Source organism: Maribacter polysaccharolyticus (assembly GCF_028882255.1).
Lineage (GTDB): Bacteria > Bacteroidota > Bacteroidia > Flavobacteriales > Flavobacteriaceae > Maribacter_A > Maribacter_A polysaccharolyticus.
Genome location: NZ_JARBUY010000003.1, coordinates 238912 through 262956 on the forward strand (window position 1 = coordinate 238912; position 24045 = coordinate 262956).

Genomic DNA, 24045 nt, shown 5'->3' on the forward strand with positions numbered 1-24045 from the left:
ATCAACCTATTCAATCCAATTTTTAGGTTGGGCCAATACCGTTAACAATCGCTCCTCCTCACTGCCTGGTTCGGGATGATGGTTATACCGCCATTGTACATGGGGAGGTAGGCTCATCAGAATACTTTCGATACGACCATTGGTCCTTAGCCCGAAAAGGGTACCCTTATCATGCACGAGATTGAACTCCACATAGCGTCCCCGTCGAATTTCCTGCCAATCGCGTTGTAACCCGTTGTATACAAGGTCTTTTCTTTTTGTGACGATGGGTATATAAGCTTTCAAAAAGTTGTCGCCGACCTCGGTAACAAAATTATACCAATCGTTCATATCCATAACGCCATCCGCTTTGCAATAATCGAAAAAGAGTCCGCCAACCCCTCGGGCCTCATTTCTGTGCGTGTTCCAGAAGTATTCGTCGCACTTCTTTTTAAACGTATCATAGAATGTAGGTTGATGTGCATCACATGCTTTTTTACAAACGGAATGAAAATGGGTTGCATCTTCATCGAATAAGTAATAGGGCGTTAAATCTTGTCCTCCCCCGAACCATTGATCTACGATAGTTCCGTTTTTATCATACATTTCAAAATAACGCCAATTGGCATGAACGGTCGGTACCATGGGATTTTTGGGATGAAGGACCAAACTCAGGCCGCAGGCGAAAAAATCCACATCCTTTACCCCGAAATAGTTTTGCATGCTCTCTGGCAAAGCCCCATGTACGGCCGATATATTAACGCCCCCCTTTTCAAAAACAGCCCCGTTTTCGATGACGCGGGTGCGACCGCCCCCTCCTTCGGGCCTCTCCCATAGGTCTTCTTGAAATTTCGCTACCCCATCAATATGTTCGAGTTTTGAGGTAATGGTATCCTGGAGTTTCAGGATATAGTTGTAGAATTTATCCTTCATTAGTCTTAATGGGTTTGTCATTTCGGCTCCATTCACTCCATGATCCCACATAAAGTTTGGGGGTCGGCAATCCTGCATGGCTGATGGCTAAAAGGGTATGACAGGCCGTAACACCGGAACCACAATGTACGATGGTGTGTTCTTGGTCTCTATGGCCCAATGCTTTTTCATATTTTTCCCGTAATTGAGCTGCAGGCAGGAACAAACCGTCCGCATCAAGATTGGTGGCAAGGGGTATGTTCATGGCCCCTGGAATATGCCCGGAAATCAAATCAATCGGTTCATGTTCCCCCCGATAACGGCCCGGTTCCCTTACATCTATTATAAGGTAATCCTTATCTTCAGTGGCTTTTTCAACTTCTTCCATGGATGCCATAGGCAGTTTCCAGCTTTCTACGGGATAAGGCGCAACGGGGTTTGTTTTTTCAATACCTGATGCCAATGGGAAATTCACGGTTTCGGCCTCTTGAACCCCTCCGTTAAGGACTTGTATCTTATCGTGACCGACTGATTTCATCATCCACCAGAAACGGGAAGCGGCGTTCGCCCCTTTGTTATTATCATATACTATAACATGGCTTTGGGGTGAAATGCCCAATTCGGACAAGGTTTTGGAAAAATCCCCGATAAGGGGCAAAGGATGTCTCCCCCCTTGGGATACGTCGTCTTCTATTTTCGACAGTTGGGTATTTAAGTCAACGTACAAGGCACCTTTTAAATGTTTCTTCAGGTAATTAGATTTTGCGTTTGGCCCATTGGTAGCATCGATCAATAGTACACTTTGGGATTTGACCAAAGTCAAAGCCTCTTTGACCTGTATAATGGGAGCGATATTTTCCATAAGCTTATCTGGGTTTTTTATTATACAATTCATAAAGTTCCATATCCAAGGCCGTTTCACCCGGTGGGGTATGTTCTTTTGCCAAGGTTTTTTGCCAGGTATACCCATTTTTCAGGGCAACTTTCAAACTTCCTAAATTGGTTTTATGAACGATGATTTGTAATGTCTTTAAGCCTAAACGGTCAAAAGCATAGGCCGAAAGTTCTTTAACGGATTGCGTTATATAACCCTTTCCTTCATATTGATAACCAATACAATAGGCTAATTCGGCCTGATTAATATTCCAATCGGTATTTTTAATATAGACCAACCCTATGATTTTTCGGTCAGCTTTATCCTTGAGTTTGTACAGGAACTCTTTGTTTTCCAAGTACCGTTTGGTATATATTGACGTGAATATAGCCGAGAGGTCTGGGGTCAGATTTTGCTCCAGGGTTTTTGGGAAATAGCGTTTTAGGCGATCCGCATTCGAAATGATAAAATCACAAAGCTTCCAAGCATCTTTTTCGGCGATGGGTTCAATATAATACGTGCCTAAATCGATAAACATGGTACCTATTGGTGTATTTGATTATTCGGGGCTTTTATATTCCTTTACCGCATCAATAAAAGCCTTTGCATTGTCCAATGGAACGTTGGGGAGGATACCATGTCCGAGATTGGCAATGTATCTATCCTTTCCAAATTCATTGATCATCCGGGTGACCATTTTTTTGATTTCGTCGGGAGGCGATAAAAGCCGGGCCGGATCGAAATTACCTTGAAGGGTAATGTTACCCCCTGTCAAATATCGTGCATTTTTTGGAGAGCAGGTCCAGTCGACCCCTAAAGCCGCTGCGCCCGATTTCGCCATGTCGTTCAAAGCAAACCAACAGCCTTTACCAAAAACGATTACCGGGGCCTCCTCCTTTAAGGCATCGATGATCTGCTGAATGTATTTCCACGAAAATTCCTGGTAGTCGGTAGGGGAAAGCATACCTCCCCACGAATCGAAGACCTGTACGGCATTGACCCCAGCCTTTACTTTTGCTTTTAGATAAGCTATGGTGGTATCCGTTATTTTCTGTAAAAGTTGATGGGCCGCAAGGGGTTGGGTAAAACAAAATTCCTTGGCTTTATCGAAGGTTTTGCTGCCTTGGCCTTGTACACAATAGCAAAGAATGGTCCATGGGGATCCTGCGAAACCGATCAAGGGAATTTCGTCGTTCAACTTTTCCTTGGTCATGGCAATGGCCTGCATGACATAATCCAACGCCACATCGACATCGGGAACGATCACCCCATCAACCGCTTTTTGGGATTGTATGGGATTGGGCAGATAGGGTCCAAAGTTGGGTTTCATCTGCACTTCGATGTTCATCGCTTGGGGGATGACCAGGATATCACTGAACAGGATGGCGGCATCCATGCCATACCTGCGAATAGGTTGTACCGTTATTTCCGAAGCCAATTCCGGGGTTTGGCAACGGGTGAAAAAATCGTATTTTTTTCGAATCTCAATAAATTCGGGTAGGTAACGTCCTGCCTGTCGCATCATCCAAACCGGGGGCCTGTCGACCGTTTCACCCTTGAGTGCCCTTAGGAATAAATCGTTTTTCAACATAGGTGTTCTTTTGACATCCCATAACCATGTGGAATGCTAATTTTTATAATTGTCATTTACCAAATCAATAACACTTTCCACACTGGGGATTTTCGCCACCAACACATCAGGGAAATGTTTTCGGGCTACTTTGGCCGTGCTTTCACCAATGCAATAGGCTATTTTATCATTGCTGTTCTGTTGCAAGTAGCTCTCTACGGTTGACGGACTGAAAAAGAGCACGCCTTTGACTTTTGGAGGTACTTTAACGGGTGTGAGTTTGGTTTTGTAGGCTTCAATCTCATTGACTTGGATGCCGTTCCCCGATAATATGGAAGGAAGGTCATCCAAACGAAGGTTACTGCAGAAAAAAGTGACTTCGGTACCTTCCATATATTCCACGAGGTATTCGGCCAATTTCTTGGCATTTTTTTCAAAATGCTTCACCTTACCTATCCGGTTTTCTATCAATCGTTTGGTACGTCGGCCCACACAATAGATATTCTCGAATTGAAGTTCCTGGGCGCTTACATTGGTCAATAAGGACTCTACGGCATTCTGGCTTGTTAGGACCACATTTTGCATTTTCGCCTTCAATACCTTGGCGGGAATACGGTTCGGACTCGTTTTCAGAAAATCCTCAGAAGCAACCCCCAGATCATTGTGGAACATAAAGCGTTGTTCCTGGGTTAATTTTTTGGTAGAGAAGATTTCGACATTTTGGGTATCACGCTGAATTTCTCCCATAAGGTTCTTACCTCCCCTGCTTAAAATACTGTTGGCGCAATCGCGCCCAAGGTTTTCGTGTTTGCCGAGCGGTGCCGAGAATTCCGCTTCTAATTTTTTGGTTCCGTCTACAGAGAGCAAGGCCCCTTTAAAGGTCACTTCGTCCTCTTTGTTGATATAGGCCAGGGCACCTATGGGGGCACTGCATCCACCTTCCAGCAATCTTAGGAACTCCCGTTCCAATTGGGTGCAAATGGCCGTGGGTTCATGGTTCAGTTCGTAACAGGCGTCACGGACAAAATCATCATTTTCCAAGGCGACTACCATTATGGCACCTTGTGCCGGTGCGGGCAGCATCCACGTAAGTCCGATCGTATGTTCGTGTTCAAGGCCGATACGATCCAAGCCGGCCGCTGCGAAAATCGCCCCGTTCCAATCATTTTGCATCAACTTTTGCATACGGCTGTTCACATTGCCACGTAGGTCGACTACGGTATGTGTCGGGTATCTGTTCAACCATTGCGCCTTTCTTCGAAGACTCCCGGTCGCAATAACGGCATCCCTACTGGCCAAAAATTCTTCATTGTCCTTAAAAGCCAGGATGTCCAAATAATTGGCCCTTTTCAATACCGCGGCCTGTACGATGCCCTTGGGCAAGGCCGTAGGTACATCTTTCATGGAATGTACCGCAATGTCGATTTCACCATTGAGCATGGCCACATCCAGGGTTTTGGTGAAAATTCCGGTAATCCCCATTTCGTATAGGGGTTTGTTAAGCACCAAATCCCCAGTGGATTTAATAGGGACCAGTGTGGTCTGATACCCCAGGTCTTCCAGATTTTTTTTAACGGTATTTGCCTGCCATAGTGCCAGTTCACTATCGCGGGTACCTATTCTAATGACTTTGTTCATTGGGAATTTATTTCTAACTGAAAGACTTTTTGGATCAACTCAAGACTGTCGTCCGCATCCCCATTCGCATCCTTTAGATGATTAGCAAATTGCTTGGTGATTTTTTGGATAATCCGATCGGAAATAACATCGGCCTGTACCGTATCGAAATTGGAAAGTTTTTTGGATTGGTAATCCAGCTCCTCCTCCTTCATGGTATTCAATCTGTGCTTTAAAGCTTTGATGACCGGTGCGAATTTTCGTGTTTCCAACCATTGTATGAACTCGTGCTTCACTTCCTCGATAATCGTTTCCGCTTGGGGAATGTACCGTTTTCTACGTTCCAGGGTTTTATCGGTCATTTGTGACAAATGATCTAAATGTATCACCGTGACATGTTCCAATTCGGATACATTGTCCGAAACATTCTTGGGAATTGATAAGTCAAGGATCAGCAAAGGCTTTTTGGCGTAGATCAATTCCTTGGAAATTGTCGGGGATTGGGCCCCTGTGGCAACCACCAAAACATCGGTATTTCGAATTTCGGTCTGCAGATCCCCATGGTCCTTGACGACCAAATTAAATTTACCCGCGATTTTTTCGGCTTTAGTCTTCGTACGGTTGATTAAGGTTATTTTGGAATTTTGGGTGTGTTTGATCAAATTTTCACAGGTATTCCTTCCGATTTTCCCCGTACCGAAAAGTAGAACGCTCTTGTTAGAGATGTCTTCTACGTTATCGAGAATATATTGAACCGATGCAAAAGCAACGGATGTTGCCCCGGAAGAGAGCTTGGTTTCGTTTTTGATCCGTTTGCTGGCCTGAATGACAGAATTGGTAAGCCGTTCTATAAAAGGATTTGCGATATCGTGCTTTTTGGAACGATTGAAACTTTGTCGCAATTGGCTTATGATTTCAAAATCCCCCAAAATTTGACTGTCCAGACCCGTTCCCACGCGAAACAAATGCGAAATGGCATCATTGTTCTTATAGACGTAGGCGACTTCCTGGAATTCCTCTATGGTTCCTTGCGTATTATCGCAAAGCAGCTTTATCAATTGGAACGGATGTTGGGCAAAACCGTGCAATTCGGTACGGTTACAAGTAGATGTCACCAATAGCCCATCCAACTCTTGGCCTTTGGCTTGCACCAAAAGGTTTGCCATGGCCGCTTCATCCAGACTGAATTTACCCCGGATATGTGCATCGGCCTTCTTGTAATTAAGACCAATGGTATAAAACGAATTGTGCTTGGAAATGTGGTATCCTTTCATGAAACTAATGGAATGCGCACAAAATTAAAAGCATCATTTGAATAAATATAACGCTAGAGGAACAATTAATATCGAAATTCGGGATTTTAAACCCAAAACATTGTAAATTGCCTCTAATATATGGTTTTATGGGTATTCCATGGATTTTTCATATAGCTTATTTAGAATAGATATAAATAAAAAAAGAAATATTCAGTTCTTATGGAAAAAGAAAATGTCGTTCAAGGATCGTATACCGAAGTGTTGATCGAAGATGGGTTCTATGTTTTGAAAGTACAGAATGATTCCCTTGAAAAACAGGTGGTTGTTCGTGAAATAGACAGTACTTTCATCCAATTTCATTTCTGTTTGAAAGGAAATGCGAAATTCATTTTCAACGAAGGGATGTATGCCCTTGAGGTCTCTGAAGAAAATTCCCTCTTGTTGTACAATACACAGGTAGATCTCCCCATGAATATGGAAATAGCGCCGAATTCTTGGATCGTATCGGTGGTAATGACCATACGAAAGTTTCACTCCTTATTTTCAAGCGAGGCCGACTATATCCCTTTTTTGAGTGCGGACAATAAGGAGAAGAAATATTATGCCCAAGAAGAGGTTTCCCCGGCCATTGCCGTAGTGTTAAGTCAGATCATGAATTACAATCTGCATCCCTCGGTCAAGGAATTGTATATCATGGGCAAGGTCTATGAGTTGATTTCACTTTATTTCAATAAAAGTACCGATGCCGATTTGGAGCAATGTCCGTTTTTGGTCGATGAAGAAAATGTTAAGCGTATCCGACAGGCCAAGGAAATTATGATAGCGCAAATGGCCGAGCCGCCTTCACTCCCTGAATTGGCCCAACAAATAGGATTAAGTTTAAAGAAATTAAAAGAGGGGTTCAAACAAATCTATGGGGATTCGGTCTATAGTTTCCTTTTTGATTATAAGATGGAACATGCCAGAAGGTTATTGGAGTCGGGACAGCATAATGTGAATGAAGTGGGGATTAAGGTGGGTTATAGTACCTCGAGCCATTTCATTGCGGCTTTCAAGAAAAAATACGGCACTACCCCAAAAAAATACGTAATGTCCTTATCCAAATCCTAGTCGGGCATCAAGGCATGTGATTTTCGTAGGGGATTAAAGGTTTTAGACCGGTGGGTCTGTATTGCGTGCATCGGCAAACGGAATGTAAAATGCGAAGGGGGCCGAAAAGGAGGTTTTATCGGCCAAATGCGAAATTCGTTCCTTTTATGGCTTTTAGGATTACATCATTGGACCGATTGGTCGGTTTCCCAAGGTGATTTTCTCGTTATGAATTGATTCTGGCTACCATAATTCCTGTATTCTTACCCACCTTTTTAAGGTAGTCTACCAATGGTAGCTCGGAAACCTTCACCTCACCCGTAGAGGAAGCATGTAAGAGATGTATACGGCCATCGGCCTCCCTTGTAGCAATGCCCGTATGGGTGATGTCCAGACCATTGATCGAAGTGGTCAGTGCGATAATGTCCCCGGATCGGATCATATTTTCATGGGCGGCAATATCTTCCTGTGGTAGAATGCAAATGGGCTGGTTGTTCAGGAAATCTTCTGAAGCTTTGATCTTTTCATAATTCGCATCACTTTTTAAAAAAGGATACAAATCGCGATGGGTACTCATAAAATTGATTTCCTTGCTGATCACCTTTCCTCCTATCGTAGCGGTCATATCACGGATCAAACCTTTTTCCCCGTTGTTGGCGATCCACTCCGAGAAATAATGGAGGCGGGAGGCATACCCATCGAGTTTTCCATCTTTATACCGAATGGTCTCCAATATTTCGGTAAAGGAATTAAAGTCGGTCTTTTTTTCCTTAAGCATCAGGGTAAAGGCCAATACGTTTTCAACAAAGGTCGTGCAATCGAGTCCATGAAGATTGATGACCAGTGTTTCCGTTTCCCCGATTTCCAGGGTTTTTGCCACATAAGGCGTGCCTAGGAAGATTTTGCCCACAGCGACCATGGTTTTCCCTAAATCCTTATCCAAAAGTCCATCGATTTCTTCGACCTTATCCTCAAAGGCCTGTCTGTCCGGTGCGGGACAGGTGATTTGTTGCGCTAGGCCCTTTGGGGCGATGACCAAGGCCAGGAGTAAAAAGAAAAGGAAGGTTTTATGCATTATGGTGGTTTTAGGTAACAAAAATAACAGATCCGCACCCATTTCCCGACATTTTATACGGCCGCTAGCTGATCCATATAAATACGGGTGTGCGAAAGACTCTTGGGATATTTTTGTTGTAGAAAATCGATCAATTTTTCCCGTACCAATACACGGAGCTCCCAAGCAGAGGGGGAATCCTTGGCACTCATCATGGCCCGGAGCTCTACGTAATTGGCTTTTGTATCGGTAACCTGGATGTTGTTTGCCTCCCCATCCCATAGATCTGAAGATTCCAGGATCCGTGTCAATTCCTTGCGTAGGTCATTGATGGGGACATGGTAATCGGTATATAGAAAAACGGTTCCCAATATATCCGCAGAAGTCTTCGTCCAATTTTGGAATGAATTTTCAATGAAAAAGGTCGTAGGTACGATCAACCGTCTTTTATCCCATACCTTGACCACCACATAGGTCAACGTAATCTCTTCGATCCAACCCCATTCGCCATCAACGATCACCACGTCGTCGATCTTAATGGGTTGGGTAATGGCAATCTGTATTCCCGCCAATATCGTACCTATCATTTTTTGGGCCGAAAATCCAATGATGATACCGGCAACCCCGGCCGATGCGAAGATGCTTACCCCGATTTCGCGGATACTGTCAAAACTCATCAATGCAATGGCAATGGCCAGAATAATGATCACAAAGACAACGATACGTTCCAAAATGTTGAATTGGGTGGTCACCTTACGGGCCTTTAAATTATCGGAAGTGTTGATGTCATATTTTTCGATAACCCTGTTCTTTACGATCTTTATGATATTCAAGAGTAACCAAGTGGTTCCGAAAATGAACATCAAGGTGCTCGATTTTTTAAAAGCGTAGGCATAATCCTCCAACCCCAATACATGCCGAAGGGAATTCATTCGGATAAGGAATGAAAATAGAATCACGAAAAGTGGGAATGTTACTTTTTTAAAGGCGTGCCTAGGAATGATATAGTTGGGGTTTTTTCCGAATCGACGTAATATTTGAACCGTGGCGAAATAGACGATCAAGATCGATAAAAAGGCAATGATCAAGTAAATAAGGGATTGATTGGCGGTATTTTTGAAAAATGTCTCTAACATGAACGTTGTTTTTGGTTATTTTTCAGAAGCTAAAAAAAATGACCGTAAAAGGTGTTAATTCCATGTAAAAAAATAGATTTTCCGTATAGTGGCATAAGAAACTTATGGTCTGGGTATGGGTTTAGTTTTTTTACAACGCCTATTTTTGCCCTGGGTTTCCGAAATGGCCTAGGGAAAATTTTAAGTTCCCGTACCCATTTAAAATAAGGAAAGTGCATAAGGCACTTATAGCGGGAATCAAAAAAATAAAAAAACCATTGTTGCATGAAAGGAGTATTATTGGTAAATCTAGGATCGCCGGATAGTCCCACCCCAAAGGATGTAAAGCCCTATTTGGATGAATTTTTAATGGATCCCCGGGTCATTGACGTACCCAATTGGTTGCGGAATATCATCGTTCGGGGGATCATCTTGCAAACACGGCCTAAAAAATCGGCTGAAGCCTATAAGAAAATATGGTGGGAAGAAGGCTCGCCCTTGATCGTGATTTCCGAACGCTTTTCTGAGAAAGTAAGTAAACAGGTTGAAATTCCTGTGGCCTTGGGGATGCGGTATGGTAGCATGACGATTAAAAAGGCACTACAGGAATTGGAGGATCAGGGGGTCGATGAGGTATTGTTGGTGCCCTTGTATCCTCAATATGCCATGTCTTCCTTTGAGACGGTCGTGGTAAAAGCCATGGAAGACCAACAAAAGTATTTCCCGAATATGCATTTTACCACCTTACCTGCTTTTTATAAGAATGAAGCATATCTTAAGGTGTTGTCCGAAAGTATTGCACAAGGGTTAAAGGATTTTGAATACGACCATGTATTGTTTTCCTATCATGGCATCCCGGAAAGGCATATCCGGAAATCGGATCCGACAAAATTCCATTGTAAGATCGATGGGAACTGCTGTACCACCAATTCGGTAGCCCACAATACCTGTTACAGGCATCAGTGCTATGATACCACAAGGCGGGTGGCCGAATATTTGGGATTGGATCCTGATAAATTCAGCGTTTCCTTTCAATCACGATTGCCCAATGATCCCTGGTTAAAACCGTTTACCGATTTTGAATTTGACCGCTTGGCGAAAGCGGGAAAGAAGCGACTTGCTGTCGTAACCCCGGCCTTTGTCGCCGATTGTTTGGAAACCTTGGAAGAAATTGCCATGGAAGGAAAACATCAATTTGAAGAAGCCGGTGGGGAATCGTACAAACATATCGGTTGTTTGAATGACAGTGATGATTGGGTGAAGGTCATGGCGGGTTGGATTGAAACCTGGCAAACATCCGGAAAATTACCTGCCTAAGCCAGGTGCTCACCTTTAAGGAAGGCATTGGGTATAACTAGAAATTAGTTTATACCTTACCGGTCTTAATACTGATTTTAATGGCGAAAGTAACAGCAGATCAATTAGGGACAGAGCCCATAGGGCAATTGCTTGTAAAGCAAGCCGTTCCTGCGTCTATTGGTATTTTGGTCATGTCATTGAACGTTCTTGTCGACTCCATTTTTGTAGGAAATTGGATCGGTTCCATTGCCATTGCCGCGATCAATGTGGTGTTACCGGTATCTTTCTTTATCGGGGCTTTGGGGATGGCCATCGGTATTGGGGGCTCCAGTATTATCTCCAGGGCCTTGGGCAGTGAGGACAAGGAAAAGGCCTTGCGTACTTTTGGGAACCAAATAACCTTGACCCTTTTGGTAACTACGGTCATGGTGTCGCTCGGATTGTACTTCGTTGATGGTCTTATCCCCACTTTTGGAGGTAAAGGGGCCATATTTGAACCGGCAAAAATATATTATATCATAGTGGTTTGCGGGGTGCCATTTTTGGCCCTTTGCATGATGGGCAATACGGTCATTCGTGCCGAAGGGAAGCCCAAATTCGCCATGATCGCCATGATCATCCCGTCTATAGGGAACTTGGTCATGGATTATTTCTTTATCTATGTGTTCGATTGGGGGATGGCGGGTGCCGCTTGGGCAACAACGATCGGATATGTGCTTTGTTTTGCTTATGTGCTGTATTTTTTTATTTCCAAAAATTCAGAACTTAAGGTGGCTTGGCATCATTTTAGGTTGCAATCGCATATTATTAAGGAAATAGGCTCTTTAGGTTTCGTTACCTTATCAAGACAAGCTGTAGTGAGTGTCATCTACTTGTTGATGAACAATATTTTATTCGATTTGGGCGGGGAAGCCATGGTAGCGGTCTATGCCATTATCGGGCGCATGCTGATGTTCGCCCTTTTCCCGGTTTTCGGGGTAACCCAAGGCTTTTTACCCATTGCCGGCTATAATTATGGAGCCGGGAAGTTTGCACGGGTCAAGGAATCCATATTTACGGCTATAAAATATGCCGCTTTGGTCGCAACACTTGTTTTTGTCGGACTCATGGTTTTCCCTGCGGAAATAGCTTCTTTATTTCTAAGTAATAAACCCGAAATGTCCGATTTTGAACTGGCCACCAATGCTTTTGTTTTGGAACACGCACCTTGGGCCATGCGCTTGGTCTTTGCGGCAACCCCGATAATCGCTTTACAGCTGATCGGGGCCGCCTATTTCCAGGCTATCGGTAAGGCCATACCGGCCCTGTTATTGACCTTGACACGGCAAGGGTTCTTTTTTATCCCATTGATCTTGATCTTACCCAATTATATGGGCGAACTGGGGGTGTGGATAGCCTTTCCGATTTCGGATATCCTGGCGACTTTGGTTACCGGGTTTTATCTATTGAGGGAAGTAAAAAGGGATTTGGATAGATAGCCTTGGTTATGGAATTAAGTTGTTACTTTTAAGGTCTAATTGATCTACTCGGTTTTATGAAGCACCATTATCTTGTACTTTTAGGCATATTACTTTTCGTAATCGGATGTAAAAACGAACAGACCATGAATACGTATACCCTTTTTGTGGGCACCTATACCGAAAACGGTAGCGAAGGTATTTATAGGTATTCTTTTGATTCCGGTACAGGGAAACTTACCCATAAAAAGGAGGTGGCCAAAATAGGGAACCCATCCTTTGTGAAGGTTTCAACGGATAGAAAATATTTATATGCCGTTGAAGAAACCGATAGGTATGAAAATTCGAGTGGAGGCGTGGCCGCTTTTCGTATTGAGGGGGATAGCTTGGTGAAAATCAATTCCAATACCACGGTTGGAGCACACCCTTGCCATATAGGATTGTCCGAAGATGGTCGCTTTGTAGCGGTGTCAAGCTATACCGGAGGGAGTCTTACCATTTTCGGATTGGGCGAAGATGGCGCACTGCTGCCAAATCCACAGATTATAGATCACAACGTATTGGATACCGTTAAAACCTCGCATGCGCATTCTGCCCAATTCACTGAAGACGGACTCTTTGTTGCCGATTTGGGATTGGATGCCGTCAAAAGATACCAATGGGTAGGTAATGAATTCAAACCTGCAGCACAGCCCTCTTTGGATATGGCCTCCGGTGCGGGTCCAAGGCATTTTACATTTGGGAATGGCAGGCAATACCTTTATGTGATCAACGAGTTGAATTCGACCCTTACCACCCTAGAAAGAAAGGAGGATGGTACGTATCTGGAGATCGAAACCCTTTCGACCTTGGCCAAGGATTTTACTGGGGAAAGTTTTTGTGCAGATATCCATCTTTCCCAAGACGGCAAATTCCTCTTTGGTTCCAATCGCGGTGAGAATACGATCGTGATTTTTAAGGTGGACCCATCCTCGGGTAAATTGAGTTTGGTTGGGCGTGAAAGTGTAAAAGGGGATTGGCCCCGTAATTTTGCGCTGGACCCCAGTGGTGCTTTTCTTTTGGTGGCCAACCAACGCAGCAACAATATCGTTGTGTTCAAACGGGATAAAACAGAAGGTACATTGCAATTTCTTAATGAAATAGCATTACCAAGTCCGGTTTGTTTGGAGTTTTTAGGGTCGTAGATAGTTGTAGTTCAGATATTTGATTAAACCTACTTTGGTCGAAAAAAAGGAAAACCTTGGTTTTTATAAGGTTGGGCTATATTGGGGTTTAAATTAATATGCTGAATTTGGTTAAAGATTGTTAACTAACCTAAAACCAAGCCTTTATGAAAATTCGAATACCTCTAGCTAGCGCTCAGTGCCGTACCAGTTAAGAATATATAGGTTCATTACCAAAACCGTGGGTTTTAGTATTTTTAATTTACCATGAGCAGAAAATACAAGTTCCATAATCCAACAGCAGCCTACTTTGTTTCTTTCGCCACCGTTTATTGGATTGATGTTTTTACACGGGAGATGTATCTCAAGGTTTTGGTAGATAGCATAAGGTATTGTAGGGCCCATAAGGGAATGGAACTATTTGCCTATTGTTTTATGCCAAGCCACGTACATTTTATCTTTCGGGATTCCAATGAAGACCCGACAAGTTTGTTGCGTGATTTCAAGAAACATACCGCGAAGAAAATATTGGAAGCTATAGAAGGCAATCCACAAGAAAGTAGAAAAGAATGGCTACTATCTTTATTTGAATGGGCAGGCAAGAAAAAGGGCAATATTTCAAAATATCAATTTTGGCAACATAACAACAAACCCATAGAGCTTTGGAGTACTGAGGTAATAAAACAAAAATTGGATTATATACATAATAATCCAGTGACCGCAGGTTTTGTTACCGAACCAACACAATGGAAATATAGTAGTGCAAGAAATATCGTTGGGGAAGATCCCGCCTTTGAAATCGATGCCATTGGATTTTTGGGATGATGATTGTGATTCCTACTCCTACCGTTGTGGGCACCCGTCACAGACGGGCGCTAGCGGGGAAAGCAGTAATAGAGATTTCTTTTTTTGGGGTGAGGAAGGTGTTAAATTTGAAATGAAAGTTTATAAGACCAATGTTACTCCTTACAATGCAAGGTTGGTTTTAGACAGAAACAAATAAAAACTGAATTACAATGGTAAATAAGAATGTTATTTTAGTCCTATTGTTTTTTATGGTAATACTATCTTGTAAAGATAAAAGAAATACTGAGATAAAATCGGTAGTTGTCGATCAAAGCACTGATTCCTTGGGGTGTTTTGCTATCAAGGAAAGAGAAATAATCTTAAATAAAATTTTGGCTACAGATGATTTACAAACCTATCTAAAACCATTACAAGAACGATCGTTGCCTTTAGAAATAGTAATAAATAAATTTATTACTCCTGATTTGAGAATACGCACAAATGGACAAGATGTAATCCTTCGCGATTCCTCAAGTAAGATAGAACGGACATTTGAATTTAGTTTCCCAAATATTGATTGTGAAAAGCAAATTCTAGGATTTTCAGTTTGGTATGAGTTTGAACATGCCAATATTGTAGGAATTGTTAGGAAGTTAAATGAAAAATGGGCAATTGAAATTATTGGCCATGGTATCGTAGATTGAATGGTCTGGTCTCAGGCTAGCCCCTGTTAGCACTCTTGTCTGGCAAAAGTGGAGGCAAACAAGTGCCGAACTAGAAAAGGACATACTTTGTTGTTGTAAAATCGGAATGAAATTTTGGATTTTTAATACGCCATGAGTAGAAAATACAAGTTCCATAATCCAACAGCAGCCTAATTTGTTTCTTTCTTTTCGACAAGGGCTCCTCTGAGTTGGGTGCGAACTAAACGACTTTGTAATAATATCGTCGTTTTTAAACGTGATCGAACCAAAGGTACTTTGAATTTTCTTCATGAAATAGCATTACCAAGTCCAGTTTGTTTGGAGTTTATAAAATCCGATCCGATTTATTAAGGTAAAATGCCAAATTGATCATAGATTCCTTAACGGAATTTCCATAATTCCTTACTTTTAACCCTAACAAACCAGAACCTTTGAATAATGAAAAAAATCCACGCTTGGGCGGGCATGATCATGCTGGCCATCTTCCTATTACCGACAACAAGTATAGCCCAAAGAAAAAAGAAGTCATCTACCGCATCCCCAGCTTATCCTGAGGAACTTTATTCCAGTTTGGAGTACCGTTTGATCGGACCATTTCGTGGTGGGCGTTCGGCAGCCGTTACCGGTGTGCCGGGAGAGCCCAATCTTTTCTACTTTGGGGCCACGGGCGGCGGGGTTTGGAAAACCACGGATGGTGGTCGTACCTGGAGCAATATCTCCGATGGCTATTTTGGCGGGAGTATCGGTGCCGTTGAAGTGGCCAAAAGCGACCCCAATGTCATCTATGTAGGTGGGGGAGAAAAGACCTTACGGGGTAATGTGTCTTCCGGCTACGGAATCTGGAAAACCGAGGATGCAGGCAAAACATGGACTTCGGCCGGATTGAAAAATAGTCGTCATGTACCCAGAATACGAATTCATCCTACCGATTACAATACCATATATGCAGCTGTTCTCGGGAACATTTATAAGCCTACCGAGGACCGGGGAATTTATAAAAGTACCGATGGGGGAAAGACCTGGGAGAAAAAATTATTCGTCAACGATCAAGCCGGTGCTGTGGATCTGACCTTTGACCCCAACAATCCCCGAATTTTGTATGCATCGACTTGGCGGGCAAAAAGAACCCCATATAGTTTAAGTAGTGGTGGAGATGGTTCTGCCCTATGGAAAAGTACCGACAGTGGGGAAACTTGGAAGGAAATCTCCAAAAATGAAGGTTTTCCCAAAGATACCTTAGGGATTATCGGAGTAACGGTTTCCCCCAAAAATTCGGATCGCGTATGGGCCATAGTCGAGAATAAGGAGAAAGGGGGATTATACCGTTCCGATGATGGGGGTGAAAAATGGACCTTGGTCAACAGTGAACGTAAATTACGCCAAAGGGCATGGTATTATACCCGTGTGTATGCCGATACACAGGATGAAGATGTGGTTTATGTGTTAAACGTGAATTACCATAAATCGACCGATGGAGGTAAGACCTTCAAGACTTTCAATGCCCCCCATGGTGACCACCATGACCTGTGGATCGCCCCAGAGAATGGCCAACGAATGATCATTGGAGATGACGGGGGGGCACAGATTTCCTATGATGGGGGAGAAACCTGGAGTACGTATTACAACCAACCTACGGCCCAATTTTATAGGCTTACCACGGATAATTCCTTTCCTTATCGAATCTATGCGGCCCAACAGGACAATTCCACCGTACGGATCAAGCATCGCAGTGATGGGCGCAGTATTGATGAAAGTGATTGGGAGTCCACCGCAGGAGGGGAGTCGGCCCATATCGCCGTAGATCCATTAAATGACGATATTGTTTATGGGGGTAGTTATGATGGTTTTCTGACGCGTGTGAATCACACCAAAAACACGGCCCGGGGAATCAATGTTTGGCCAGATAATCCCATGGGCCATGGTGCCGAAGGCATGAAATACCGTTTCCAATGGAATTTCCCGATCATGTTCAGTAAACATGATCCCAAAAAACTGTATACATTTTCGAACCATGTACATGTTACTGAAAATGAAGGTCAGAGTTGGAAATTGTTAAGTGACGATTTAACACGGAACGACCCCACTAAATTAGTTTCCAGTGGGGGACCGATCACACAGGATAATACCAGCGTTGAATATTACTGTACCATTTTTGCAGCCAATGAAAGTCCATTGAAAGAAGGATTGTTATGGGTGGGAAGCGATGACGGACTCATCCATGTATCCAAGGACGGGGGTGCCCATTGGGAGAATGTGACCCCTTCGAACATGCCCGAATGGAACATGATCAACAGCATTGAACCCTCCGCCTTTGATGAGGGTACGTGTTATGTGGCGGCAACAAGGTATAAATTGGGCGATTTTCAACCCTATCTCTATAAAACCACGGATTACGGAAAAACCTGGAAAAAAATAACGAACGGTATAAAAAATGAGCACTTTACCAGGGTGGTCCGGGAAGACCCTAAGCGCAAAGGGTTGTTGTATGCAGGTACCGAAACGGGAATGTATATTTCCTTTAATGATGGGGCCGATTGGAGTCCTTTCCAATTGAATTTGCCTATTGTGCCCATTACCGATTTGGCCATTAAGGACGACAATTTGATCGTAGCTACCCAAGGGCGTAGTTTGTGGATCATTGATGATTTAACCGTTTTACATCAATTGGATACCAGTAAAAAGACGGCAACCTCGATTCTGTATAAACCCAAGGATTCCTATCGAACAAAAGGAGGAGCGTTAAAATCCCCTTCAAAAACCGCAGGGGCCAATCACCCCAATGGGGTCATCACCCATTTTTATGTAAAGGATTTGACCGAGAAAGACAGTATCAGTCTTACCTTTACCACCATGGCCGGGGATACATTGGCCAGTTATGGTAATACGGCCAAGGAAAGCGATAAAGAATTGGAGGTCAAGAAAGGGGGCAATACCTTTGTTTGGGATACCCGCGGTAAGGGCGCCAAAAAATTGGACGGCATGATCCTGTGGTGGGCAAGTTTGGACGGTGCCAAGGCCGTTCCCGGGGAATATAAGGTGCATTTAAACGTAAATGGGGTTTCCTCCTCGGAAACGTTCAGTATACTTCCAGATCCAAGGGCCGAAGTTTCGGTTGCCGATATGCAAAAGCAGTTCGATTTTATAACCGATATCAATACGACCATTGAAAAAGCCCATGAATCCATCGAAAAGATTAGGGACATCACCAAACAGCTGGATGCTTTCGCCAAACAGTACAAAGACAATCCAAAAACAAAACAATTGGTTGAAAAATCCAAGAAAATGAAGGAAAGTTTGGCAGAGGTCGAAAAAGCATTGTATCAAACCAAAAACAGAAGTAGGCAAGACCCTTTGAATTTCCCGATCCGATTGAACAATAAATTAGGACATTTGAACAGTCTGGTCGCTATTGACGATTTTCCACCAACGGATCAGGATATTGCGGTGAAAAATGAATTGACAGCACAGATCAATGAACAGCTTAAGGCCTTTGACGCCGTGGTCGATAAGGAACTCCAAGAATTCAATGCAGCCTTCAATGAACTGAAATTGAATTACCTTTTTGTTGAAGAATGATGGGAAGGGATTAAATCCGTCATATCGAGGGCAGTCAAGATATTTATAAAGCATATAAACGAACCTTAATGAATAATCGAATCAAATTTAGTTTTAGCACCCTATTCTTACTATTATTGCTGGTATATGGGTCAAACATTGTACGGGGCCAGGAATTGGAAAGACCCAATATCATCATAATCATTACCGATGATCAAGGGTATGGTGATTTGGGGTATACAGGAAATCCACATGTAAAAACACCCAATATCGATGCTTTTGCAAGAGAGGGCATCCGATTCAATAATTTTTATGTATCACCGGTCTGTGCCCCGACCAGGGCCAGCTTAATGACGGGGAGATATTCCCTTAGAACGGGAATTCGGGATACATACAACGGCGGGGCAATTATGGCATCCAACGAAGTGACCATTGCAGAACTATTGAAACAAGCTGATTATAAAACAGGTATTTTCGGTAAATGGCATTTAGGGGATAATTATCCATCACGACCAATGGACCAAGGATTTGATGAGTCATTGATTCACCTTTCAGGCGGTATGGGCCAAGTGGGGGATTTCACGACGTATTTTCAAGGAAACCGCAGTTATTTCGATCCTGTACTTTGGCATAACGGGAAACAAGAGGCTTATGATGGTTATTGCAGTGATATTTTCGCCAATAATGCGATTGATTTTATAGAAAAGAACCATCAACAGCCTTTTTTCTGCTATTTGTCCTTTAACGCCCCACATACGCCATTACAGGTCCCTGACAAGTATTATCAGCGCTATAAGGACATTGACCCTGCTTCGGGTTTTGAAGACGATCCTAGGCCCTTTGTTGAAATGAGTGAAAAGGACAAGGAAGATGCCCGAAAGGTTTATGCAATGGTTTCCAATATAGATGATAACATAGGAAGTTTATTGCAAAAGTTAGAAGCCTTGAATATTGCCGATAATACCCTTGTGGTTATTATGACCGATAATGGTCCCCAGCAAATTAGGTATGTTGCAGGTATGCGGGGAAGAAAGGGAAGTGTGTTTAGAGGGGGTGTTCGGGTTCCTTTTTATGTAAGATATCCGAATAAATGGAAAGGAAACCAAAATATTGAAACTACAACTGCCCATATCGATGTGCTTCCAACAATTTCGGAAATCTGTAATGTAAAAATGCCGGAGGACCGAAAAATTGATGGTGTGAACTTGATACCGCTAATAGAAAAGAAAAAAGTAAAATGGGAAGATAGGCCCTTGTTCTTTTATTGGACACGTCGTTACCCCGTTTTATACCAGAACATGGCAGTCCAGAAAGGGCAATACAAATTGGTGGGACATACCGACTATAATGCCCAAATCGAAGATTTTAAACTCTTCGATATCAAAAAAGATCCATATGAACAACAAAACTTGGTTAAGGACAATAAGAAAATTTCAGAGTCACTTAAAATCGATTTGGACCGTATGTTCAATGAATTGATGACCTCTGAAAATATTTTGAATCAACCAAAGATCCATATCGGAAGTGAATATGAAAATCCTGTTTTTTTGAATAGAAATGATGCAGGCGGGGAAAGGGGTATCTGGGATCAAGAGGAAATCTATGGGAAATGGAATGTATCCATTGAGGAAGGAAGCTACAATGTCAAATTTAGATTTGTAAAACCAATACCAAAAGGAGGGAATATGTACCTGGAAACGAAAGGTAGGGTCAATCAGCTGAAAAATGAGATTGACAATACCGAATACATAGAAATGACCAATGTACAATTGCCTAAGATGGATTGTGATTTAATCCCATTTTATAGGGTCGGAAATAAAAAAATACTCCCATTTTGGGTTGAAATGCAAAAGGTCGAATAAGACCGATAATAGCTTAATCAATGAAAAAACCACTTTTATTAATTCTACTATTGGCCACTACACTTGGTATGGCCCAAAATTCGGAAGACTATTTCAAACCGTTGAAATACCGAAATATCGGTCCTTTTCGCGGAGGGCGATCGGTAACGGCAACTGGCGTGGTAGGGGATCCCTTAACGTATTATATGGGTACCACGGGTGGTGGCTTATGGAAAACCACCGACGCCGGTCAACGTTGGGAGAATATATCCGATGGCTTTTTTGAAATGGGATCTGTGGGTGCGGTAACGGTATCGGCTTCCAATCCCAATATCGTTTATTGTGGCATGGGGGAACACGCCCCAAGAGGGGTAATGACCTCCTATGGCGATGGGGTCTATAAATCTACCGATGCCGGTAAAACCTGGAAAAAAGTCGGATTGGAGGCTACCCAACATATTGCCCGTATCATCATCCATCCTACAAATCCGGATATCGTTTATGTCGCGGCACAGGGAGCCCTTTATGGTCCAAATAAAGATCGTGGAATATACAAGTCCATCGATGGGGGAAAAACCTGGAAAAACACCTTGTTCGTTAATGAATTGACCGGTTGTTCAGAGCTGTCCATGGATGCAAACTATCCCGAAATCATGTACGCAACGATGTGGCACCACCAACGCAAACCGAATATGGTGATCAGTGGAGGTGAAGGTAGTGGCGTATATAAATCCACCGATGCGGGCGACACCTGGTTCAAGATCGAAAAAGGGCTACCCGAGGAAAAAGGTAAAATGGCCATTTCGGTGAGTCCGGCCAATTCCGATAAGGTATATGCCCTGGTTGAAAGCGATTCCGATCAGGATAAGGGTGGACTTTTTGTTTCCAATGATGCAGGTGAAAGCTGGAGTAGGATCAGTGGTGATAATCGTTTGACACAACGGGCCTGGTACTATACCGAGGTTTTTACCGATCCCAATGATGAAAATACGGTTTATGTATTGAGTGCCCCTGCCTTGCGATCCATAGATGGAGGGAGGTCTTGGAAGACCTTATCAGGTACACATGGCGATTACCATGATCTCTGGATCAACCCCGACAATTCCAAAAATATGGTCATTGCCAATGATGGTGGGGCCGCGATCAGTTTCAATTTCGGTAAAACATGGTCTACCCAGGATATTATGCCAACGGCCCAATTCTATAGGATCAGTGTGGACAACCTTTTTCCGTATAATATTTATGCCGGACAACAGGACAATACATCGGTGAAGATCGCAAGTCGATCTTTTGGCAGAAGCGGTATCACGGAACAGGATTGGACCTATACCGCTGGTGGGGAGAGTGCATTTTTGGCCTTTGACCCCAATGACCCACGATACGTTTTAGGCGGAAGCTATTTGGGGACCATTGAAGCCCTGGATATGGAATCCAAGGTATCTACACAGATCATGGCAGCCCCCATCCAATATTTGGGAAGGGAAGCAAGGGACATGAAATATCTGTACAATTGGAATGCACCCATTCTTAGGTCGCAACACGAACCCAATACCTTCTATCATTGTGCCCAATTGGTACTTCGTACCCGTGATATGGGACTGACATGGGAAGAAATGTCCCCAGACCTTACACGAAATATTGATGAATTGCAAGGAAATGGGGGAGGGCCATTTACCAACGAGGCCGTAGGGGCCGAGAATTACGGGACCATTGCCTATATGATGGAATCACCACATGAAAGTGGGGTGTTCTGGACCGGTAGTGACGATGGCTTTGTACATGTGACCAGGGATAATGGTACTACATGGCAGAATGTTACCCCTAAAGGCTTAAAGCAATGCTTGGTCAATGCCATTGAAGTATCGCCCCATGATCCGGCCACGGCATATATAGCCACGACCCGCTATAAATTCAATGATTATACGCCGGCTATCTATAAAACCACCGATTATGGAAAGAACTGGACCAATATCAGTACGGGAATCCCCTATGGTTCTTTTACCAGGGTGGTGCGGGAAGATGCAGATCGCAAAGGATTGCTCTATGCCGGAACGGAAAAAGGGGTTTATATCTCTTGGAACGATGGTAGATCATGGGAACCTTTTCAACTCAATTTGCCCAAAACCCCGATTACCGATTTAAAAGTACATCATGGAAACCTGATCGTGGCGACTTCGGGGCGGGCCTTTTGGATTTTGGATGATCTAAATGTCCTACAACAATATAAAGCTTCGGATAAAGGGCTACGAATAGTGCAACCGGCCGATGCCCTGAACGGTTCTTGGCGTAGTCCAATGAGTGGTAACACCACAAAATTCACAGGTACCGATCCATATAACGGGGTCAATCCGGCCAATGGAATGGTCATTTACTATGAATTGCCAAAATTGGCGGATAGTACCCATATAACTTTGGATATTCTGGATAGCGACAACAGGTTGGTTCTCAGTTTTACGTCCAAAAAGGATAAAAATGCAGTTTTGTTCAAAGGGGGCGGACCTTCCCCTGAGCCGATATTGGATAAAAAAGAGGGCTTGAACCGATTTGTTTGGAATATGCAGTATCCCTTACTTCCGGGAATCCCCGATGTATATATTGAAGCCGGATTCAGGGGCCATAAGGCATCCCCGGGTACATATACCTTAAAATTGAAAATGGGGGATAAGGAGGTCTCTACCGTTGGAAACATTGTTGAAATGCCTACTTATGAAACCAAGGAAGGACAGTATAAGGCCTATGATGCGTTCATGACCGAAATGGAAGGGAAACTGACGGTTATGCATACCAAATTGAACAGCTTATATAAAATACAACAACAGTTGAAATCGGTATTAAAAGGATTGAATGACGAAGCCTTGAAGGCTGAAGGCCAAAAGTTGCTCGATGAATTGGATGCTTGGGACAAAAAGATGGTACAGCGTAAATCGAAGGCCTACGATGATGTGGAGAATTTCCCCAATAAGTTTACGGCAGAGTACTTATTTTTGATCGATGCCACCAATAGTGGTATCCCCCGGGTGAACCAATCCTCAAGAGACCGAAAGGCGGAGCTTGATGCACAATGGGCCGTTTTGGATAAGGAAGCGGAAAGACTGGGTAAAATTGCCATTCCGGCATTCAATAAAAAACTTTGGGAGCAAGGTATAGGAGCCCTTCAATGGATCGATTAAATGGAATATTACAATTACATAAAGGCATTACATCTGATTTTTGTCGTAACATGGTTTGCGGGACTCTTCTACATACCTCGTTTGTTCATTTATCATATAGAGGCCGCCGACAAACCTTCCCCGGATAAGGAAATTTTGACTGCACAGTTAAAATTGATGACCAAACGATTGTGGAATATCATTACTTGGCCCTCGGCCATTTTATGTACCATTTTTGCAGTGTGGTTATTGGTTTTACAACCCATTTGGCTGCAACAACCTTGGATGCACGTTAAATTACTTTTTGTGGTCCTATTGTTCCTATATCATTTGAAATGTCACCAAATATTCAAGCAGTTACAACGCGATGAGGTAAAATATACCTCTCGGTTTATGCGTATTTGGAACGAAGGGGCTACCTTGATCTTATTCGCAGTGGTCTTTTTGGTCATCCTTAAAAGTGCCTTCAACTGGATTTTCGGGGTTATCGGTATTGTAGTATTGGGAATATTACTGATGTTGGGGATACGGCTTTATCGTCGTATCCAACAAAAAAATCCAAACGCATAGTAAGATGGTTTTTGGGGTTGGCGATCTTGGGGGGTACCTATGGTTGCTTTCGAAA

Annotated in this window: 18 protein-coding genes; 10 read left to right on the forward strand and 8 right to left on the reverse strand. The window is 43.1% G+C overall.

Features of this window, described 5'->3' with window-relative positions; all coding sequences use genetic code 11:
• Window positions 1–6: 6 nt before the first annotated feature.
• From hemF to hemA, 6 genes are read right to left on the reverse strand one after another with little or no spacing between them, the layout of a single operon-like run.
• Complete coding sequence (gene hemF, locus PHU20_RS10660; RefSeq protein ID WP_274825358.1) at window positions 7–912, reverse strand: oxygen-dependent coproporphyrinogen oxidase; 906 nt, start codon at window positions 910–912, stop codon at window positions 7–9.
• Window positions 902–1744 carry a sulfurtransferase gene (locus tag PHU20_RS10665; RefSeq protein ID WP_274825772.1) on the reverse strand — a complete coding sequence of 281 codons (843 nt, stop codon included), beginning with the start codon at window positions 1742–1744 and terminating at the stop codon, window positions 902–904. The genes hemF and PHU20_RS10665 overlap by 11 nt, the downstream gene beginning before the upstream one ends.
• Window positions 1745–1757: 13 nt before the next feature.
• Window positions 1758–2303, reverse strand: coding sequence for a GNAT family N-acetyltransferase (locus PHU20_RS10670; protein WP_274825359.1), 546 nt, complete (start codon window positions 2301–2303; stop codon window positions 1758–1760).
• Window positions 2304–2324: 21 nt separating this feature from the next.
• The gene (gene hemE, locus PHU20_RS10675; protein ID WP_274825360.1) at window positions 2325–3356 is read right to left on the reverse strand and encodes a uroporphyrinogen decarboxylase; all 1032 of its coding nucleotides are present in this window, start codon (window positions 3354–3356) and stop codon (window positions 2325–2327) included.
• 36 nt (window positions 3357–3392) lie between these two features.
• The gene (gene hemC / locus PHU20_RS10680; protein ID WP_274825361.1) at window positions 3393–4973 is read right to left on the reverse strand and encodes a hydroxymethylbilane synthase; all 1581 of its coding nucleotides are present in this window, start codon (window positions 4971–4973) and stop codon (window positions 3393–3395) included.
• Entirely contained in the window at window positions 4970–6226 is a 1257-nt protein-coding gene (hemA, locus tag PHU20_RS10685) for a glutamyl-tRNA reductase (protein WP_274825362.1), read from the reverse strand. The genes hemC and hemA overlap by 4 nt, the downstream gene beginning before the upstream one ends.
• Window positions 6227–6427: 201 nt before the next feature.
• Between hemA and PHU20_RS10690 the strand changes: the two genes are divergently transcribed.
• Window positions 6428–7318 (forward strand): AraC family transcriptional regulator, encoded by an 891-nt coding sequence (locus PHU20_RS10690; protein ID WP_274825363.1) that lies wholly within the window; start codon window positions 6428–6430, stop codon window positions 7316–7318.
• 205 nt (window positions 7319–7523) lie between these two features.
• Here PHU20_RS10690 and PHU20_RS10695 read toward each other — a convergent pair whose 3' ends face one another.
• Window positions 7524–8372: an N-acetylmuramoyl-L-alanine amidase-like domain-containing protein gene (locus PHU20_RS10695; RefSeq protein ID WP_274825364.1), complete on the reverse strand. Its 849-nt coding sequence runs from the start codon at window positions 8370–8372 to the stop codon at window positions 7524–7526.
• 53 nt (window positions 8373–8425) lie between these two features.
• The gene (locus PHU20_RS10700; RefSeq protein WP_274825365.1) at window positions 8426–9487 is read right to left on the reverse strand and encodes a mechanosensitive ion channel family protein; all 1062 of its coding nucleotides are present in this window, start codon (window positions 9485–9487) and stop codon (window positions 8426–8428) included.
• A 264-nt stretch (window positions 9488–9751) separates the two neighbouring features.
• Between PHU20_RS10700 and hemH the strand changes: the two genes are divergently transcribed.
• The 9 genes from hemH to PHU20_RS10745 all read left to right on the forward strand — a co-directional run bounded on the left by hemH (window position 9752) and on the right by PHU20_RS10745 (window position 23990).
• The gene (hemH, locus tag PHU20_RS10705) at window positions 9752–10783 is read left to right on the forward strand and encodes a ferrochelatase (RefSeq protein ID WP_274825366.1); all 1032 of its coding nucleotides are present in this window, start codon (window positions 9752–9754) and stop codon (window positions 10781–10783) included.
• 80 nt (window positions 10784–10863) lie between these two features.
• Window positions 10864–12243 (forward strand): MATE family efflux transporter, encoded by a 1380-nt coding sequence (locus tag PHU20_RS10710; protein WP_274825367.1) that lies wholly within the window; start codon window positions 10864–10866, stop codon window positions 12241–12243.
• Between the two features lie 125 nt (window positions 12244–12368).
• Complete coding sequence (locus PHU20_RS10715) at window positions 12369–13406, forward strand: lactonase family protein (RefSeq protein WP_274825368.1); 1038 nt, start codon at window positions 12369–12371, stop codon at window positions 13404–13406.
• Window positions 13407–13652: 246 nt separating this feature from the next.
• The gene (locus PHU20_RS10720) at window positions 13653–14210 is read left to right on the forward strand and encodes an REP-associated tyrosine transposase (RefSeq protein WP_274825369.1); all 558 of its coding nucleotides are present in this window, start codon (window positions 13653–13655) and stop codon (window positions 14208–14210) included.
• Between the two features lie 191 nt (window positions 14211–14401).
• A complete protein-coding gene (locus tag PHU20_RS10725; RefSeq protein WP_274825370.1) occupies window positions 14402–14875 on the forward strand; it encodes a hypothetical protein in 474 nt (157 codons plus the stop codon).
• 438 nt (window positions 14876–15313) lie between these two features.
• Window positions 15314–18451, forward strand: a complete 3138-nt coding sequence (locus PHU20_RS10730; protein ID WP_274825371.1) for a WD40/YVTN/BNR-like repeat-containing protein — start codon at window positions 15314–15316, stop codon at window positions 18449–18451.
• Window positions 18452–18519: 68 nt separating this feature from the next.
• Window positions 18520–20292, forward strand: a complete 1773-nt coding sequence (locus PHU20_RS10735) for an arylsulfatase (RefSeq protein ID WP_274825372.1) — start codon at window positions 18520–18522, stop codon at window positions 20290–20292.
• A gap of 20 nt (window positions 20293–20312) precedes the next feature.
• Complete coding sequence (locus PHU20_RS10740) at window positions 20313–23441, forward strand: WD40/YVTN/BNR-like repeat-containing protein (protein WP_274825373.1); 3129 nt, start codon at window positions 20313–20315, stop codon at window positions 23439–23441.
• Entirely contained in the window at window positions 23442–23990 is a 549-nt protein-coding gene (locus tag PHU20_RS10745) for a CopD family protein (RefSeq protein WP_274825374.1), read from the forward strand.
• Window positions 23991–24045 lie beyond the last annotated feature (55 nt).